At 72.6% G+C, this 17,357-nt stretch carries 19 protein-coding genes; 9 read left to right on the forward strand and 10 right to left on the reverse strand.

The window, feature by feature from the left end; all coding sequences use genetic code 11:
• The first annotated feature begins 23 nt into the window (after positions 1-23).
• The 3 genes from OHA68_RS35325 to OHA68_RS35335 all read left to right on the forward strand — a co-directional run bounded on the left by OHA68_RS35325 (position 24) and on the right by OHA68_RS35335 (position 2,319).
• Positions 24-1,157 (forward strand): HAMP domain-containing sensor histidine kinase, encoded by a 1,134-nt coding sequence (locus tag OHA68_RS35325; protein ID WP_327104111.1) that lies wholly within the window; start codon positions 24-26, stop codon positions 1,155-1,157.
• A 49-nt stretch (positions 1,158-1,206) separates the two neighbouring features.
• Positions 1,207-1,884 carry a response regulator transcription factor gene (locus OHA68_RS35330; RefSeq protein WP_327104112.1) on the forward strand — a complete coding sequence of 226 codons (678 nt, stop codon included), beginning with the start codon at positions 1,207-1,209 and terminating at the stop codon, positions 1,882-1,884.
• Positions 1,885-2,040: 156 nt separating this feature from the next.
• Positions 2,041-2,319 carry a GNAT family N-acetyltransferase gene (locus tag OHA68_RS35335; RefSeq protein WP_327104113.1) on the forward strand — a complete coding sequence of 93 codons (279 nt, stop codon included), beginning with the start codon at positions 2,041-2,043 and terminating at the stop codon, positions 2,317-2,319.
• A gap of 70 nt (positions 2,320-2,389) precedes the next feature.
• On the opposite strand, the gene OHA68_RS35340 is transcribed toward OHA68_RS35335, so the two are convergent.
• Together OHA68_RS35340 and OHA68_RS35345 are read right to left on the reverse strand one after the other, a co-directional pair.
• A complete protein-coding gene (locus OHA68_RS35340) occupies positions 2,390-2,773 on the reverse strand; it encodes a metalloregulator ArsR/SmtB family transcription factor (protein ID WP_327104114.1) in 384 nt (127 codons plus the stop codon).
• A gap of 103 nt (positions 2,774-2,876) precedes the next feature.
• A complete protein-coding gene (locus OHA68_RS35345) occupies positions 2,877-4,256 on the reverse strand; it encodes an FAD-dependent oxidoreductase (protein ID WP_327104115.1) in 1,380 nt (459 codons plus the stop codon).
• A gap of 79 nt (positions 4,257-4,335) precedes the next feature.
• Here OHA68_RS35345 and OHA68_RS35350 point away from each other — a divergent pair, with 79 nt between their 5' ends.
• Together OHA68_RS35350 and OHA68_RS35355 are read left to right on the forward strand one after the other, a co-directional pair.
• Positions 4,336-4,638 (forward strand): ArsR/SmtB family transcription factor, encoded by a 303-nt coding sequence (locus OHA68_RS35350; protein ID WP_456094117.1) that lies wholly within the window; start codon positions 4,336-4,338, stop codon positions 4,636-4,638.
• Complete coding sequence (locus OHA68_RS35355) at positions 4,635-5,267, forward strand: cation transporter (protein ID WP_327104116.1); 633 nt, start codon at positions 4,635-4,637, stop codon at positions 5,265-5,267. Before OHA68_RS35350 ends, OHA68_RS35355 begins: the two co-directional genes overlap by 4 nt.
• Positions 5,268-5,312: 45 nt before the next feature.
• Here OHA68_RS35355 and OHA68_RS35360 read toward each other — a convergent pair whose 3' ends face one another.
• From OHA68_RS35360 to OHA68_RS35375, 4 genes are read right to left on the reverse strand one after another with little or no spacing between them, the layout of a single operon-like run.
• The gene (locus OHA68_RS35360) at positions 5,313-5,792 is read right to left on the reverse strand and encodes a hypothetical protein (RefSeq protein ID WP_327104117.1); all 480 of its coding nucleotides are present in this window, start codon (positions 5,790-5,792) and stop codon (positions 5,313-5,315) included.
• A gap of 31 nt (positions 5,793-5,823) precedes the next feature.
• Positions 5,824-8,073 (reverse strand): FtsX-like permease family protein, encoded by a 2,250-nt coding sequence (locus OHA68_RS35365; RefSeq protein ID WP_327104118.1) that lies wholly within the window; start codon positions 8,071-8,073, stop codon positions 5,824-5,826.
• A gap of 26 nt (positions 8,074-8,099) precedes the next feature.
• Positions 8,100-8,795 carry an ABC transporter ATP-binding protein gene (locus tag OHA68_RS35370; protein WP_327109596.1) on the reverse strand — a complete coding sequence of 232 codons (696 nt, stop codon included), beginning with the start codon at positions 8,793-8,795 and terminating at the stop codon, positions 8,100-8,102.
• On the reverse strand, positions 8,795-9,316 hold the full coding sequence (locus OHA68_RS35375) for a PadR family transcriptional regulator (protein ID WP_189138964.1): 522 nt from the start codon (positions 9,314-9,316) through the stop codon (positions 8,795-8,797). Before OHA68_RS35375 ends, OHA68_RS35370 begins: the two co-directional genes overlap by 1 nt.
• A 138-nt stretch (positions 9,317-9,454) precedes the next feature.
• On the opposite strand from OHA68_RS35375, the gene OHA68_RS35380 reads away from it, so the two are divergent.
• Positions 9,455-10,324 carry an LLM class F420-dependent oxidoreductase gene (locus OHA68_RS35380; protein WP_189138963.1) on the forward strand — a complete coding sequence of 290 codons (870 nt, stop codon included), beginning with the start codon at positions 9,455-9,457 and terminating at the stop codon, positions 10,322-10,324.
• Between the two features lie 5 nt (positions 10,325-10,329).
• Here the strand turns inward: OHA68_RS35380 and OHA68_RS35385 are convergent, their stop codons facing one another.
• The 3 genes from OHA68_RS35385 to OHA68_RS35395 all read right to left on the reverse strand — a co-directional run bounded on the left by OHA68_RS35385 (position 10,330) and on the right by OHA68_RS35395 (position 12,857).
• Positions 10,330-11,235, reverse strand: coding sequence for a TIGR03620 family F420-dependent LLM class oxidoreductase (locus tag OHA68_RS35385; protein ID WP_327104119.1), 906 nt, complete (start codon positions 11,233-11,235; stop codon positions 10,330-10,332).
• Between the two features lie 99 nt (positions 11,236-11,334).
• Positions 11,335-12,021, reverse strand: coding sequence for a response regulator transcription factor (locus OHA68_RS35390; protein ID WP_327104120.1), 687 nt, complete (start codon positions 12,019-12,021; stop codon positions 11,335-11,337).
• Positions 12,018-12,857 carry a sensor histidine kinase gene (locus OHA68_RS35395; protein WP_327104121.1) on the reverse strand — a complete coding sequence of 280 codons (840 nt, stop codon included), beginning with the start codon at positions 12,855-12,857 and terminating at the stop codon, positions 12,018-12,020. The genes OHA68_RS35390 and OHA68_RS35395 overlap by 4 nt, the downstream gene beginning before the upstream one ends.
• Before the next feature lie 138 nt (positions 12,858-12,995).
• Between OHA68_RS35395 and OHA68_RS35400 the strand changes: the two genes are divergently transcribed.
• The 3 genes from OHA68_RS35400 (at position 12,996) to lspA (ending at position 16,589) form a co-directional block, all read left to right on the forward strand.
• Positions 12,996-13,703: an ABC transporter ATP-binding protein gene (locus OHA68_RS35400; protein ID WP_327104122.1), complete on the forward strand. Its 708-nt coding sequence runs from the start codon at positions 12,996-12,998 to the stop codon at positions 13,701-13,703.
• Positions 13,700-16,000 carry an ABC transporter permease gene (locus OHA68_RS35405; protein ID WP_327104123.1) on the forward strand — a complete coding sequence of 767 codons (2,301 nt, stop codon included), beginning with the start codon at positions 13,700-13,702 and terminating at the stop codon, positions 15,998-16,000. Before OHA68_RS35400 ends, OHA68_RS35405 begins: the two co-directional genes overlap by 4 nt.
• Positions 16,001-16,094: 94 nt before the next feature.
• Complete coding sequence (gene lspA, locus OHA68_RS35410; RefSeq protein WP_327104124.1) at positions 16,095-16,589, forward strand: signal peptidase II; 495 nt, start codon at positions 16,095-16,097, stop codon at positions 16,587-16,589.
• Between the two features lie 120 nt (positions 16,590-16,709).
• Here the strand turns inward: lspA and OHA68_RS35415 are convergent, their stop codons facing one another.
• Complete coding sequence (locus OHA68_RS35415) at positions 16,710-17,294, reverse strand: TetR/AcrR family transcriptional regulator (RefSeq protein ID WP_327104125.1); 585 nt, start codon at positions 17,292-17,294, stop codon at positions 16,710-16,712.
• Positions 17,295-17,357 lie beyond the last annotated feature (63 nt).

The raw sequence follows: 17,357 nt of genomic DNA on the forward strand, positions 1-17,357 counted from the left end.
TCCTGCACTCTTGGGGGAGACCGATGCCGCGACGCCTGGCCACCGTACGGTGGCGCTTCACCCTCATGTACGCGGGCGTGTTCCTCGCCTCCGCCGTCGGGCTGCTGGTCATTAGCAACCTCATCGGCCTGAGCGGGACGCGGATCAGCGAGAGCGCGCCCGTCGGGCAGCCACCGGGCGGGCCTGCCGACGCCGCCGCGCAGGCGCTCATCGCCCAGCTGTCGGAGGCGCGGGAGGCTCAGTCCCGCCAGATCCTGATCGGCTCGGCGGTCGCCCTCGCCGTCGTGGCCGTGCTGTCACCCGTGCTGGGCCACCTCATCGCGGGCCGGGTGCTGCTCCCGGTGCGGACGATCACCGACGCCACCCGCCGGATCTCCGCCGACAACCTGCACGCGCGGCTGGCGGTGCCGGGCCCGGCCGACGAGGTGAAGGATCTCGCCGACACCATCGACGACCTGCTCGGCCGGCTGGAGGGCGCCTTCGCCGCGCAACGCCGGTTCGTCGCCGACGCCTCCCACGAACTACGCACCCCGCTGGCCACCATGCGGGCGTCCCTGGACGTGGCCATCGCCAAACCCGGCCCGGTGCCCGTACAGACCGTCGCCCTGGCCGACCGGCTGCGCACCGAGCTCGACCAGGTCGACCGCCTCCTGGAGGGCTTCCTCACCCTCGCCCGCGCCCAGCACGGAGCTCTCGTCGACCGGCAGGCGGTCTCGCTCGGGCGCCTGGTGGCGGCGGCCCTGGACGCCCGGGCCGCCGACCTGGCCGCCAAGGACCTCACCGTCCACGACGAGCTCGATGACGCCTGGACCCGGGGCAGCGCGACGTTGCTGTCCCGCATGGTCGGCAACGTGATCGACAACGCCATCGTGCACAACCACGAGCACGGCTGGATCAAGGTCACCGTCGCCTCCGGCGCGCTGCTCGTCGTGGAGACCGGCGGGCGCGTGCTCGACCAGGCGCAGGTGGCGGGGCTGGTCGAGCCGTTCCAGCGGCTCGCCGCGGATCGCACCGGCTCCGACACCGGCTCCGGGCTGGGCCTGTCGATCGTCGCCGCCATCGCCACCGCGCACGGCGGCGACGTGGACCTGCGCGCCCGGCCGGAAGGCGGCCTCCGGGTCGCCGTCACGCTGCCACCGGCGGAGGTTCGGGCATGAGGGGTGTCGTGACGGAGGTTCCGTCAGTCCCGGGGGCGGAGGTTCGAGCGTGAGGGTACTGGTGGCGGAGGACGCCCGCGCTCTGGCCGCCGTCCTGGCCGAAGGGCTGCGCGACCAGGGCATGGCCGTGGACGTGGCGCACGACGGGCTGGAGGCCGCGGCCAAGCTCGACCTCAACCCCTACGACGTGATCGTCCTCGACCGAGACCTGCCGGGCATCCACGGCGACACCCTCTGCCAAATGATCACCGAACACGACCAGCGGGTGATGGTCCTGATGCTGACCGCCGCCGGCGCGCCCGGCGACCGGGTCAGCGGCCTGGCGCTGGGCGCCGACGACTACCTCGCCAAGCCGTTCCACTTCCCCGAGCTCGTCCTGCGCATCCGCGCGCTGGCCCGCCGCCGGCCCGCCGCCCGCGCGCGCGTCCTGCGCGCGGCGGGCATCGAACTCGATCCCGTACGACGCGTCGCCACCCGCGACGGCCGCCACCTGGACCTGTCGGTCAAGGAGTTCGCCCTCCTGGAAGCCCTGCTGAGCGCCACCCCCGCCTTCCTCAGCGCCGAGGACCTCCTCGAACAGGTCTGGGACGAGTACGCCGACCCGCTCACCAACACCGTCACCGTCACCATCAGCCGGCTACGCCGCAAACTCGGCGATCCCCGCGTCATCACCACCACCCCCGGCGTCGGCTACCGCATCACCGACGCACCCGAGGACCCTGCCTGACCACGCCCGTACGGGGTTTGCTCATCGAGCGGCCAGGGCACCTCAAGCTTTCACCGGATCAACGAAGCCTGCGTGAGCTGTTTCCCGACCGCCGCCGACGTCGTCATGGGCCATCCGGCGCCGGCCGTGCCCACCTGCGAGTGAAGGAGCAGCGCCATGGCGCATGAAGAGGTCGTCGGCCACAGCGTGCACGCGGCGGACGTCCAGGCCGCCGGCATCGGCAGGGCGCTGCTGTCGGCCTTCGTGACCGGCAGCGAGGACGCGAACGTGTGGACGATTCAGACCGGGATCTTCCCGGACAACGCCGCCAGCCTGTCCCTGCACCGGGCGTTCGGGTTCCGCGTGGTGGGCGTCCGTGAGCGGATCGGCCGCCACTACGACGTATGGCGCGATGTCGTGATGATGGAACGGCGCAGCTCCGTGGCCGGCGTCTGACCGGAAGCACGCCGGTCCGACGTCGGTGATGTCGTACGCGAGCCTTCTCCCCGCTGCGCGGGGCCGGCGCTCATGGCCCGGCCGGTCCGCTCAGCGGGGTGAACAGAGCGCCCAGCCGGGCCACCTGTCCGGGGATGATCCAGTAGTAGACCCAGGTGCCGCGTCGTTCGCTGCCGATCAGTCCGGCGGTGCGCAGCACCTTCAGGTGGTGGCTGATGGTGGGGGCGGTCAGGTCGAAGGCGTCGGTCAGATCGCACACACAGGCCTCGCCGCCCGCATGGGAGCCGATCATCGACAGCAGCCGCAACCGGACCGGGTCCGCCACCGCCTTGAGCAGCACGGCCAGCTCGGCAGCCTCGCCTTCGCCGAGCGGCCGGCGGGCGATCGGCGCGCAGCACACCGCGTCCTGCGCGTCCGTGCCGCTCGGGGCGAGGGGGAGGGTGGTGGCGGTCATGCGGAAGCCTCCGGACCTAGCGGCTGGTGGTTCGATGCTTGTCTAAATCATAGGCGGTGGTAGCCGATCAGCGATCCGGCGGCGCGGCGCTCTTCGGGCGCGGTCAGCCGCAGCAACCGCCCCCTTGGGAGGTGGTCACCAGCGGCAGCAGGCCGCCGCTGATCCCGATGGCCAGGCCGGCCCGCTGTTCCTGGGCCTCGGCCAGGTTGGAAGAGCACACGCCGGTCTCCGGCAGGTCCAGCCGTACGTCCCGGGCAGCCGCCCAGTCGCCGGCCAGGGCGGCGACGACCGAGCGGGCCTGCTCGTACCCGGTGGCCAGCAGGAACGTGGGCGCGCGGCCGTAGCTCTTGACCCCCAGCGCGTAGTAGCCGGGTTCGGGGTGGGCCAGCTCGTCGGCCCCGTGCGGGGGCACGGTGCCGCAGGAGTGCGCGTTGGGGTCGATCAGCGGGGCCAGCGCGCGGGTGGAGCCGAGAATCGCGTCGAGGTCGAGCCGCAGTTCACCGGCGATCACATGGTCGGGACGGTAGCCGGTGGCGGCCACGATGCGCTCGGCGGTGATGGTCCGCTCGGCGCCGGACGGGTCGCGGCTGACCACCCGCACCTGCTCGCCGTCGCGTTCGACGGCGTGGGTGAAGAAGCCGGTCACCAGGCGGATACGGCCGCTTTCGACGTGGGCGTGCAGCCGGGTGCCGAGCGCGCCGCGTGCGGGCAGCGCATCGGCGTCGCCGCCGCCGTAGGCACGGCGGGCGTCGCCGGCGCGGATGGCCCAGGTGATCGGGGTGTCCGCCAGCTGGGCGAGGGCGAGCAGGGTGGTGGCGGCCGAGTGGCCGGCGCCGACGACCAGGACATGCCGGCCCGCGTACCGGTCGCGGTCGGTGCCGAGCACGTCGGGCAGCGCGTGGTCGACCAGGTCGCCGGCTTCGGCCTCGCCGTGGGCGGGCAGGCCGCTCGCGCCGAGCACGTTGGGGGTGGCGTAGGTGCCGGAGGCGTCGACGACGGCACGGGCGTGCAGTTCGCTTCCGTCGGCCAGGCGGATCAGGAACGGCGCGGCCGCACGTCCGCCGGTGCGCACCCGGTCGTAGCCGAGCCTGCTGATCGCGCTCACCTTCGCGCCCAGGCGGACCCGGTCACCGAACAGTCCGGCCAGCGGGGCCAGGTAGTCATCGATCAGCTCGGCGCCGGTCGGCAGCCACTCGGGGTCAGGTGCGCTCCAGCCGCCGGCTTCCAGCAGGCGGCGGGCCGCCGCGTCGATGTTGTACCGCCACGGGCTGAACACCCGCACATGGCCCCACTTGGCCACCGACGCGCCCGCCCGCTCACCCGCCTCCAGCACCACGAAGTCGAGGTCCCGCTCGGCCAGGTGGGCCGCCGCGGCCAGCCCCACCGGGCCCGCGCCGATCACCACGACGGGCAGCTCGTCAGGCCGTACCGCCTGCCTGCTCGGCTCCAGCTCGACGGCGGCAGGACCGCAGCATCCGCTCATGGCGCATCTCCTCATGGGTCCGCGCGGGGATCGCGCCCCGCGCTGTTTTGAAGTCTGTCTAAGTACACTCATCGGCAGGATGTCCGATGGATTAGAGGCCTGTCAAATTAGAGCTCTATCTAATCAAGCGTTCTGGAGATGCTCGCCGCCCGCGCGGGTGGTCGACCTGACCGGTGAGCTCGGGCTGGCCCAGTCCACGGTGTCCAAGCACCTGGCCTGCCTGCGCGACTGCGGGCTGATCGACTACCGCGCCGAGGGCCGCCAGTCGTTCTACGCGCTGACCCGGCCGGAGCTGATGGATCTCCTGGCCTCGGCCGAGCAACTGCTGGCCGCCACCGGGCACACGGCCGCGTTGCGCCCCGAGCCGGCGGCGGGCAGGTGAGCGATGCGCGGCTGCCCGCCGTGACCGGGTCCGCCGCACGCCGCGCGGTCGGCTATGCCCGCTTCACCATCGGTTACAACGTCGTGGAGGGGGTCATCGCCCTCGCCGCCGGTGCCGGTGCCTCGGCGATCTCGCTCATCGGGTTCGGCATCGATTCGGGCATCGAGGTGGCCGCCGCCGCGGTGGTGCTCACCCGGCTGCTCGCCGAGATCCGGGGCGGCGAGCCTGATCCGGTCAAGGAACGGCGGGCGCTGAAGTTCATCGCGATCACTTTCTTCGCGCTGGCCGCGTACGTCGTCGTCGAGGGCGTACGCGATCTGATCGGCGGCGAGGCTCCCGACACCTCGATCGTCGGGATCGCGCTGACCGGCGTCTCCATCGCCGTCATGCCGGCCCTGGCGCACCTCAAGCGCAAGGCCGGGCGCGAGATGAACTCCCGGCTGGTGATCGCCGACGCCGCCGAGACCAGGCTGTGCGCCTGGCTGAGCGTGTCCACCTGCGCCGGGCTGCTCGCCTACGCCGCCTTCGGCTGGACCTGGATCGACGCGGTCGCCGGATTCGTCATCGCGGCCTTCGCCGTCATGGAAGGCAGAGAAGCCTGGGAGGGCGAACTCGTCTGCGACGACTGAACGACCCAAGCCCGGCGGCCTCGACCCAGGCTTTACGGCTTCGAGTCAGCCTGTGGGCACGGGACGCCTGGCGAAGCCGGAGGGGCGCGGCGCCAGCAGCACGATGATCGCGACATAGGCCACCAGTGTCAGCGCGGCGGCGAGCCCGCTGTACTCCAGATACCAGCCGGGCACCGACGGATTCGCCGGCGCCGGAGTGCTGAACAGGGCGCCGGCCGCGAAGCCGAGCAGGCCGAGGCCGGCGAACACCCAGGCGGCGACCCGGGCCGTGGTGCTGCCCCGGAGCACCAGCGCGGCCAGCACGACGAAGATCGCCGACACCAGCACCGAGGTGGAGACGCCGAGCCAGGAGATGTTCGTGGGCCCCTCGGAGAGCTGCTTGGCGAGCGCGTCGGCGGTCATCTCCCCGCCCAGGAGATCGCGGAGCGCGAACGATAAGGCGAGGTCGGTGAGTTCGAGGACCGCCTGGACGACCAGAAGGATCGCGGCGATCGTCAAGGTGCGGGTACGTCCGGGAGTGTTCATGTGTGTCTTCCTGATCGGTTGTGGATGGGATTCACTCGCTGCGCAGTCCGCCTGGCTTGGTCAGCCGCCAGAGGAGCGGCAGACTGGTCGTGGTGGTCAGGAGGACGACCAGGGCGGCCGCGCCGGAGGTGGCGCCGATGCCGAGCCAGTCGAGCCGGATCGGGGCAGATGCGGTGGCCTGCAGGATCGCCGCCAAGCCGGCGCCGGTGACGACGGCCAAGGACAGGCCGAGCAGTACGGGGATCGCGATCTGGTAGAGGAGGGACCCGGCCAGGGTCGCCCGGGGGGTGCCGAAGGCGACGAGCACGGCGAGCAGCCGGCGCCGTTCGCGGAGTTGCTCGACGACGTTGACCAGCATGCTCGCGCCGATGAGCAGCAGCAGCGCCGTGGCGCCCACGAGAAGCCCCTGCCTGATGCTCACCAGCGTCTCCTCCACGGTCCGCGTCTGGATCAGCATGACCTGGGCGGTCGGGTCGACCTGGGCGGCGGCGTTGCGGAGCCGGTCGAGGGCGTCGGGATCGGCGGGATCCAAGCCCACATAAAGGTCGAAGAACGACAGGTCCGGACGAGTGCCGCGCAGCGCGGCAGGGGTGACCAGAAGGGTCGTCCCGGCTTGGGGCAGGTCGCCCTGGACGGCGGGGACGGTGCGGGCCGAGGCGGGCAGGGTCCACCGCGGGGCCCGCTCGCCCGGTTCGCCGAGGGTGTAAGCGCTGCCGGCGCGGGGCACCGCCGCGTTCGGCCCGGCGACCACGAACGTGTCGCCATCGGCGCAGGCGTCAAGCTCGGCGAGCTGCCCTAAGACGGCGCAGTCGCCGACCTTCAGCCTGGTCCTGGCCGCCTGTGCGGTCGATCGCGCCGGTGTGGCCGCCACCTGTGCCACTGAGCCGGCCGCGCGGACCCCGGAAGCGGTGCTGAGCGAGGCCATCCAGCGCTCGTGGGTGCCGGCGTGCGGCAGCACCACGACCTGGAACCGGCCGGTGTCCCGCCCGGTCTCCTGCGTGTACTGGGCCTGCACCGCGACCAGCAGCCCCTGCAGCGCGATCGCGCCGGCGACCGAGACGGCGATGCCGGACACCGCGCGCACGGCCGTGCCACTGTCGAGCTGCAGCCGGCGTACCGCCAGCTGCCAGGCGACGCCGCCGCCTCCCAGCCGGCGGACCGCCGCCGCCACCAGCCAGGGCAGCAACAGCGCCACGCCGATCAGCAGCGCCGCCACCCCCGCCATGACCTGGTACGCCAATCCATCCGTGAGACCGGAACCGCCGGAGAACATCGGAGCGAGCAGGCCGAGGCCGGTCACCGGCAGGATGAGCCGCCACCACAGCCGGCGACGGCGCTCACCACCACGGCGGACCACGCCGAGCGGTTCGACCACCACCCGCCGCAGCGAGGACACCGTGACCAGCACCGCGGCGACCGGGACGAGCACCACGACCAGCGCCGCCAGGGCCGGGGCCGGCCGGAGATCGGCCAGGTAGAAGCTCATGTCGGCCGGCACGAACCGGCCGGCCAGCAGGCCTGCCACGAGGAAGAGCAGCCCACCGGCGACGAGCCCCAGCAGCGCGCCGGCCAGGGTCTCCCCGGCGGCGATCCGGCGCGTCATGGCGGCGTCCGCGCCCACCAGCCGCAGCGCGGCGAGCTGCCGGTCACGGGCCTCGCCGCCGAAACGCACCGCGGTGGCCAGGAAGACCGCGACCGGCAGCAGCAGCACCACCAGGCCGACCGCGCCCAGCAGCAGCAGAATCGCCGCGATCCCCTCGTCGGCGTCCCGCGTGCCGTATGACCGGATCCGGGTGGCGGAGTCCTCGGTCAGCCGGTCGGTGCCGAGGTAGAACGCGTACTCCCCGGGGCCGGCCAGCCCTTGCGCGCCGATCGTGCCGACCACCCGCGCACCCCACCGGCCACGCAGCAGGGCCCCCTCCTCGGCGGCGAGCAGCTGGGCGAGAGCCGGTGAGACCACCATCTCGCCGGGAGCCGGCCACCTGGTCACGCCGGGCGGTAGCGGAGCCCGCGCACCCTCCGGCCGCACCAGCCGCCCGTGGATCGTCCGGTCCCGGTAATGCGAGTCGACGGCGGCCGTCAGCAGCGTGTCGGCGCCCCGGGGCACCGGCTCCGCCGGGTCGACCGCGCGGGCGGCGAGCCGGGCGTCGCGGGCCGCCACCAGAGACGGGATCGTCGCGGCGATCAGCAACATCGCCACCCCGAGCCCCACCCCGACGGAGATCAGGGCCAGCCGGGCCCAGCCCGAGCGCCCCGCCACACTCAGCCGAACCCCCAACACCAGCTCAGCCCCCCACCGCCCGGCCCTCACCGCACATACTCCTGCTCGCGGACGCGGCCGTCGCGGACCACGGCTTCCCGGTCGGAGTAGGCGGCGACCCGTGCCTCATGGGTCACCAGCACCACCGCCGCGCCGGTCTCCCGGGCCGCCGCGGTGAACAACCGCATCACCCGCTCCCCGTTCAGGGAGTCCAGCGCCCCTGTCGGCTCGTCCGCGAAGATCACCCGCGGACGGGTGACCAGCGCGCGGGCCACGGCCACCCGCTGCCCCTGCCCGCCGGAAGCCTGCCCTGGGCGTTTACCGGCCACGTCGGCGACCTCCAGGCGGTCCAGCCATTCGGCGGCGGACCGCTGCGCCTGGCGACGGCCGACGCCGGCCAGCCGCAACGGCAGCGCCACGTTCTCCAGACAGCTCAGCTCGGGCACCAGCTGCCCGAACTGGAAGACGAAACCGAACTCGGTCCGCCGCAGCGCGCTGCGCCGCGCGTCGGACATCGCCGACAGATCATGGCCGTCGAACCTCACCCGGCCGGAGTCAGGGGAGAGGATCCCGGCCAGGCAGTGCAGCAGCGTGGACTTGCCGGAGCCGGACGGCCCCATCAGCGCCAGCACCTCCCCGGCGTACACCCGCAGCGACGCGGAGCTCAACGCCGGGGTGGGACCGAAGCTCAGGTGCAGGTCCTCGGCGGTCAGGAGGGCGTCATCGGCCAGGGGGGCCGCCATCACGGGCGGACCTGGTCGGCGAGCTGGTCGAGGCGGGCGGCGGTGAGCTCCAGCCAGCGCAGGTCGGCCTCCAGGTGGAACAGGGCGTGGTCGCAGATGAGCTGGTCGGCCAGGTCCCCGTCGCTCTTGCGGCGGGTCAGCTCGCGCATCAGCCGCAGGTGCTCGGCGCGCTGGCCGTCCAGCAGGTCGGCGGCGTCCCGCCCGGTGAGCAGCGCCAGGACGACCTTGGTGTAGAGCGTGCTCTGCAGGTACGGCTCGGGCTTCTCCGGCTGGGCCAGCCAGCCCGCCACGTCGGTGACGCCGGCCGAGGTGATCGCGTACCGCTTGCGCTCCGGGCCGTCGCCGGGCTCGGACTCCACCTCCACGAGGCCGTTCTTCAGCAGCCGCGCGAGAGTCGAGTAGACCTGGCCGTAGTGCAGCGCCCGGCCGTGGCCGAACCGCTCGTCGTAGAAGCGCTTGAGATCGTAACCGTGTCGTGGGCCGGACTCCAGCAGGCCCAGCAGGGCGAAACCAACGGACATGCCGAGCACTATACACATGGTTTATACACGGAGTGTCTAGTCGGCCTCGCCCGCACGACGGGACACCACCGGAGCGTCGCGTGGGGGAGCCCTGGGCAGGAAAGGAAGCGAAAGAAGCCGACTTGACGGGAGTCCTGTATGCGAATCGGTGTCGTTTTTCCGCAGACCGAGATCGGCGCGGACGTGGGTGCGGTGCGCGCGTACGGGCAGGCCGCCGAGGAGCTGGGCTTCCGGCACCTGATGGCCTACGACCACGTCGTCGGCGCCGACCCCGCGGTCCACCAGGGCTGGCAGGGGCCCTATGACCTGCGCAGCACCTTCCACGAGCCGATGGTCCTGTTCGGCTATCTCGCCGCGCTGACCTCGCTGGAACTCGTCACCGGCGTCATCATCCTGCCGCAGCGGCAGACGGTGCTGGTGGCCAAGCAGGCGGCGGAGGTCGATCTGCTCAGTGCCGGCCGGTTGCGGCTGGGCGTGGGGCTCGGCTGGAACCAGGTCGAGTACGAGGCGCTCGGCCAGGACTTCACCACCCGGGGCAGGCGGATCGAGGAGCAGGTCGGGCTGATGCGCCGGTTGTGGACCGAGGAGTCGGTCACGTTCGGCGGCGCCTTCCACCGGGTGACGGGAGCGGGCCTGGCGCCGCTGCCGGTACGGCGGCCGATCCCCGTCTGGTTCGGCGGGCAGTCACCCCCGGCCTACCGCCGGGCCGGACGCCTGGCCGACGGGTGGTTCCCGCAGATGCCCCCGGGGCCCGATCTGGACGCGGCCAAGGCGATGGTCGAGGAGGCCGCCGCGCAGGCCGGGCGTGACCCGGCCACGCTCGGCATGGAAGGCCGGGTCAGCTGGACGGGCGACGCCGGGGACCTGGTGGCGTCGGCCCGCCGATGGCGGGAGTCCGGCGCCACGCACCTCGCCGTCAACACCATGAAGGCGGGACTGCGTTCGGCCGACGAGCACATCGGCGCCCTGGCCGCCGCCGCGGACGCGCTCGGCCTGCGTACCGGCTAGGGCCGTCAGGTCGAGATCACGTCGGCGGCGGCCAGGACGCGCAGGTGCTCCAGGGCGTCGCGCGGCGTGTCGGCGAGCGGCTGGATGCAGACGTGGTCCGCGCCCGCGTCCAGGTGCGCCCGTACCCGATCGATGATCTTGTCTGGCTCGCCCCAGGCCACGATGGCGTCCACCAGCGCGTCGCTGCCGCCGTCAGCGAAGTCCTCGTCGCTCCAGCCCAGCTCGCGCAGGTTGTTCACGTAGTTCGGCAGAGCCAGGTAGAGCGACATGAAACGGCGGGCGGTCCGCCGCGCCCGCGCCGGATCGGTGTCGAGCACCACCGTCTGCTCCGGCGCCAGGATCGGCTCGGGGCCGAGGACCGCACGAGCGCGCGCGGTGTGCTCGACCGGCACGAAGTACGGGTGCGCCCCCTGGGCACGTTGCGCGGCGAGCTCGAGCATGTTGGGGCGGAGCGCGGCCAGCAGGCGTGGCGCCGGCTCCGGCAGCGGGCCGGCGTACTTCGTCGCGTCCATGGCGTCCAGATAGGTCCGCATCGCCGAGACCGGCCGGCTGTAGTCGTGACCGCGCGCCGCCACCGCGGGGGCGTGGCTCACGCCCAGGCCGAGCACGAACCTGCCGTCGAACGCTTCGGCCAGCGCGTCCGCGCCGTTGGCGGCGGCGGTCGCGTCACGGCCCCAGATGCTGGCGATCCCGGTCGCGACCATCAGCTGCTGTGTCGCGCCCAGCAGGAGCGCCGAATGGACCAGCGCCTCCTTGCCGGTCGGCGTCTCCCCGATCCACAGCGTCTTGAAGCCCAGCCGCTCCACCTCGGCGGCCGCCTCGCGCTCGAAAGCCGCGGACTCCCCGCCCAGGGTGCCGTTCCAGACCCCTACCCGCCCCATGCGCCGCTTGAGCGTCGCCGTGTCAGTCATCGCAGCTCACCCGTCTCAGTCGCCACCTGCCTCCCACCACGATAGGCAGCCGCTCCCCGGAGTACGGGTCACGACGTGCCGTGTTGCGGCGCGGACCGGCTATCCGGAGTCGCCCGGCGATACGAGCCCTGCCTCGTAGGCGAGCACGACGGCCTGGGCCCTGTCACGCAGGTCGAGCTTGGTGAAGATACGGCCGATATGGGTCTTGACGGTGGATTCGCTGAGGTTCAGCGCGCCGGCCAGCTCGGTGTTGGACAGCCCCTGTCCCAGCAGCACCAGGACCTCCAGCTCCCTGGGTGTCAGGGCGGCGAGGTCGCGGTGCACGGACAGGGCACGGACGGGATGGCGGGCGCCGGAGGCGAACCGCTCGACCAGCCGCCGCGTGATCGAGGGCGCCAGCAGGGCGTCACCGGTGCCGACCAGGCGGACGGCGGCGGCCAGATGCTCGGGAGTGACGTCCTTGAGCAGGAAGCCGCTGGCGCCGGAAGCGAGTGCGGCATAGATGTAACGGTCGAGGTCGAAGGTGGTCAGCATGATCACACGGCAGTGCGGCAGCTCTCGCAGCACTTCACGGGCCGCCTCCAGGCCGTCCATCGTGGGCATGCGGATGTCCATGAGGACCACGTCGGGCCGCAGCTCGCACGCCGCCGCCACCGCTTCGGCGCCGTCGCCGGCCTCGCCGACCACGTTGATCCCGCGCATCGTCAGGATCAGGCGGAAGCCGCTGCGTACCAGGGCTTGGTCGTCGGCGATGAGCACGCGCGGCACCGGTTCGGCCGCTGTCATGGCCGGTCCAGCGGGATGCGCGCCCTGACCCGATACCCGCCGCCGAGCCGCCTGCGCGCGTCCAGCTCGCCGCCGTAGACGGCGACCCGCTCGCGCAGGCCCAGCAATCCGCGCCCGGGCCCGTCCTGGGGCGGACGCGGCCTCCGCGGCGGCGGGTCGGCGCGGCCGGTCAGGACGCTCGGACCGGTGTTGAGCACCTCCAACCGCAGGTAGCGGTCGGCGTAGCGGATCGTGACCTCGGCTTTCACCCCGTCCCCGTGCTTGAGCGCGTTGGTCAGCGACTCCTGCACGATCCGGTAGGCGGTGACATCGATGCCGGCGGGCAGGGGGCGCGGCTCCCCGGAGATCCTCACCTCCACCGGCAGCCCGGCGAACGCCACCCGGTCGATCAGCGGGCTGAGCCGGCTGAGGCTTGGCTGCGGCGCCAGCTCGGCGCCGTAGGGCTCGTCGTCGCCGCTCGGCGAGGGCGCGAGCAGGCCCAGCAGATGGCGTAACTCGGTCATCGCGTCGCGCCCCGCGCCTTCAACGGCCCGCAGCGCCGCCTCCGCCTCGCCCGGCATCGTGGACAGCACCTCACGGGCGGTCGCCGCCTGGACCACCATGAGGCTCACGTTGTGGCTGACGATGTCATGCAGCTCGCGTGCGATGCGTGCGCGCTCGGCGTCGACGGCGGTGCGGGCGGCGCTCTCGCGTTCGCGCTCCAGCAGCCAGCCGCGCTCCTCCAGAGCCTTGACGTACGACCGGCGCGCACGCAGCAGAGCCATGCCCAGCCGGCCGGCGACGGCGCACACCGTCACCAGCGCGGCGAGCATCCAGCCGATCACCGATTCCCCCACGGCCCCACCTTTCCAGACCACCCGCGGTCATGCATCAGACCGAGGGGCCATCGCCGTACGCCTCTGGTATGAGCACCGGGAAAAGATCGCACTGGGGGCCGATGCCGGGAGGTTCGCCGCTGTTCTAGGGTTCCGCACATGATCAGTGCAGGCCGGGCCGGCCAGGTCGTCGTACACCTGGATGGCGTGCGTAAGGACTACGGCGAGACAGCGGCGCTGGACGGTGTGTCCCTGGAGATTCGCGCAGGGGAAGCCGTGGCCGTGATGGGGCCCTCGGGCTGCGGCAAGTCGACCCTGCTCAACATGATCGCGGGCCTGGACCGCCCGAGCGGGGGGACGGTCACGGTCGACGGCCAGGATCTGCGCCTGCTGAGCGAGACGGGGCTGACGCTGTTCCGGCGGCGGCACATCGGCATGATCTTCCAGTTCTTCAACCTCATCGACGATCTGCCCGCGCTCGACAACGTCGCCCTGCCGTCGCAGCTCACCGGCGCCCCGGCCCGCCAGGCGCGCATGCGCGCCCTGGAACTGCTCGACGAGCTCGGCATCGCCGACCGCGCAGACGCCTACCCGGCGGTGCTGTCGGGCGGCGAGCGGCAGCGGGTGGCGGTTGCCCGCGCCCTGATGAACCGGCCCGCCCTGCTCCTGGCGGACGAGCCGACCGGAGCACTGGACAGCCGTGCCGGAGAGCAGGTGATGGACCTGCTCATCGACCTCAACCAGATCGGCCAGACGCTGCTGATCGTCACCCACGACCTACGGCTGGCCACCCGCTGCGCCGGCCACCTGGTCGAGATGGCCGACGGCCGGGTGGCCGGCGAGAGCGCCCTGGAGCCCGTGGAATGAGCGCGATGTGGCTGGCCGCCTGGGCGGCGGTGCGGCGTCGCGGCCTCCAGAGCGTCGTCATCGGGCTGGTCGTCCTGTGCGGCACCACGACGATCACGCTCGCGCTGGGGCTGCTCGACGCGGCCACGACCCCGTTCGACCGGGCCTTCGCCGAGCAGAACGGCGCCCACGCGGTGGCCGTGTTCGACCCCGCCAAGGTCACCAAGGCGCAGCTCGCGCAGACCGCGAGGCGGCTCGGCGTCGAGGCGGCGGCCGGTCCCTTCGATCAGGTCGTCATCGACTTCCCCAGGACGACCGACATCCCCGAGGCGGAGGGCCCGCTCACGCTGGTGGGCCGGGCCGACCCCGGCGGCCCGGTCGATCGGGTCCGCCTGCTGCACGGCCGGTGGGCAGGCGCCCAACATGAGGTCGTCCTGCGTTCCGCCGACGACCGGCTCCGGCCCGGCACGCTCGGGTCCACGCTGCGGGCACCCGGCGTCCCCCCGCTGACCGTCGTCGGCGTCGCCGCCGGCATGAGCCGGTCGGCGGACGCCTGGGTCACGCCCGAGCAGCTGACGGCGCTACGCCCGACCGCCGTGCAGATGCTCTACCGGTTCCCCGACCCCGGCGCCGAGGGATTGCGCGCCGGTCTGGACGCGGTCACCAGGGCTGTGCCCTCCGGCGCGCTACGGGTGGCGCAGTCATACCTGGCGTTGAGACAGGCCTATTCCAGCCAGGCCGACGCCTACCTGCCGTTCATGACCCTGTTCGGAGTGCTCGCGCTGCTGGTCGCCGTTCTCATCGTCGCCAACGTGGTCAGCGGCGCGGTCGTGTCGGGGGCCCGGCACATCGGTGTGCTCAAGGCCATCGGCTTCACCCCGAACCAGGTGGTCGCCGTCTATCTCACCATGGTGTCGGTGCCCGCCGCCGTCGGCGGCGTTCTGGGCACGCTGCTGGGCAACCTGCTGGCCGAGCCGGTGCTGCGGGCCGCCTTCCAGGGCGTCGAACGGGGGAGCGTCGGCCTCGGCGTCAGCGCCTGGGTCTCGGCCGTCAGCCTGGTGGGCGTGCCGCTGGTCGTCGTCGTGGCGGCGCTGATCCCCGCGCTGCGCGCGCACCGGCTGCCGGCCGCACAGGTGATCAGCGCCGGCAGTGCGGCCCGCCCGGGGCGCGGGCTGCGCGTGCAGCGCCTGCTCAGCGGTGCCCCACTGCCGCGCGCTGTCAGCCTGGGCCTGGGGCTGCCGTTCGCCCGGCCCGGCCGGACCGCGATGACCATGGCGGCCATCGTCCTCGGCGTCACCACGGTCACCCTCACGACCGGGCTGACCAGCACGATGCTCGCCTTCGGCACCACGAACCAGGGCGCGCCCACCGAGGTAGGCGTACGAGTCGGCGAACCGGCGTTCGGGCAGCGGGCCGCAGCGCTGAGCGACGGGCAGATCGAGGCGCTGCTGCGTTCGTTGCCCGGAGCCACGCAGGTGACCGCCAAGGTGTTCGTAGACGTGCGCCTGGCCGGGTTCGCGCAGCGCGGTGCCGTCAATTTCCAGCGGGGCGACACCTCGGCCCTGGCCTCCCAGATCGTGCAGGGTCGCTGGCCGGCCGGGCCGGGCGAGCTCGCCGCGCCACCGGCGTTCCTCCGCCAGCGCGGCCTGGCCGTCGGCGATCAGGTCACCCTGGAGCTGGCCGGCCGGCAGGCCAACGCCACCATCGTCGGCCAGCTCATGAACGGCGACCCCCGCTTCCTGTGGTCCACCTGGCCGACACTGGCCACATTGGCCCCCGGCACCGCCGCCGACCACTATGAGGTCCGGCTCGCCGACGGCACGGACGCCCGAGGCTACGCCAACGCGGTCAAGGCGGCCGACCCCGGCCTTTTCCCGGCCGTTTCGAGCTCGGGGGACCTCGCCACGACGACCGTCGTCGGGTTCGCCTCGGTATTCACCCTGCTGCTGATCGTCGTGGCGGCGCTCGGTGTCTTCAACACCGTCCTGCTCAACGCTCGCGAGCGTCGCCGTGACCTCGGCATGCTCAAGTCGATCGGAATGACGCCGCGCCAGGTGACGATCATGATGGTGACGTCGATGGCCGCCGTGGGCGCGGCGGGCAGCCTGGTCGGGATCCCCGCCGGGATGCTCGCCTACCGCCTGGTCGTCGACAACGTCGCGGTCGTCGTGTTCCCCGAGTGGATGAAGGACGTCTGGCACGTGCCGCAGCTGTCCGCGCTGGCCCTGGCGGGAGTCACGATCGCGGTTCTGGGGGCGCTGGTGCCGGCGCGGTCGGCGGCGCGCCTGACGATCGCCGCCGTCCTGCACAACGAATGATCCCCGCGACGGCGTGCACCGGCCACCGGCCGGTCTCGATAGATTTGACCTTCGGGTGCCGGGAGCACGATGCGCACAGGAGATGAGACGAGACATGCGGCCCTACGGATGGATGCTCATGCTGGCCGCGGTGGTTCTCGTCGTGGACCAGGCCGCCAAGTATTGGGCGGTCTCCGCGCTCTCCAACGGCGAGCGCATCGTGGTGATCCCCGAGCTGATCCAGTTGCGGCTGCTGCGCAACCCCGGCGCCGCCTTCTCGATCGGGGAAGGGGTGACGTGGGTGTTCACCCTCGTGGCCGCCGCCGCGGTCGCCGCGATTCTGTACGTCGGGCGGCGGTTGCGCTCGACGGCCTGGACGGTCGTGCTGGGAGCGCTGCTGGGCGGCGCCTTCTCGCATCTGCTCGACCGCCTCTTCCGGGCGCCCGGCTTCGCCCAGGGGCATGTGGTGGACTTCATCGACTACGGCGGGCTGTTCGTCGGCAACGTCGCCGACATCGCGCTCACCGGGAGCTGTGCCCTGCTCGTGGTGCTCACCCTGCGCGACATCCCCATCGGGGGCGTGGCGGACAAGGGGAGTCCGTCGGTGTAGGGAGCGGCGCGACGCTGACCGACCGGTCGCGTAGGGAGTGGCACACGCTGACGGACCGGCCGGCCGGGTAGGGAGTGGCGCACGCTGACCGACCGGCCGCTCACGGCCGCTCGCGGCGGTTCATGCCTGTGGGCTGTCTCTTCTGGGGTGGTTTCTGAGGGCGAAGTCGAGGGTGTCCAGGGTCCAGGCCCAGGAGGCGTCGGCGTCGCGTGGGGTGTGGCGGAAGCTGCCCGCCATCTCCAGGCTCACATAGCCGTGGAAGGTGCTGCCCAGCAGGCGCACCGCGTCGGTCTGGTCGGGCTCCGGCAGGTCGTAGCCGCGCAGCAGTGCCCGCGTCATCTCCGCGTGCCGGGGTCCCGCGCTGGCGGCCGCGGTCTGCGTGTCGAGCTCGAACCGGGAGGCGGTGTAGCGGCCCGGATGCTTCTTGGCGTAGTCGCGATAGGTGTTGGCGAGCGCCACCAGCGCGTCCTTGCCGGCGCGCCCGGCCAGCGCGGCGGCGGCCTGGTCGGCCATCTCCTCCAGGGCCAGCAGCGCCACCCGCACCTTCAGCTCGCGCGCGTTGGCGATGTGCGCGTACAGGCTCGGGTCCTTGATGCCGAGCCGGCGCGCGACCGCCGAGCCGGTCACCTGGTCGAAGCCGATCTCGTCGGCCAGCTCCGCCGCCGTCTGGGTGAGGCGTGCGGCATTGATGCCCGCGCGTGCCATGGAACCCTCCACTGGCTTACAAAATTAAGAATTTGTCTAATTGTATTAGGATAGCTAGCCTCG

Source organism: Nonomuraea glycinis, assembly GCF_035920485.1.
GTDB classification, from domain to species: Bacteria; Actinomycetota; Actinomycetes; order Streptosporangiales; family Streptosporangiaceae; genus Nonomuraea; species Nonomuraea glycinis.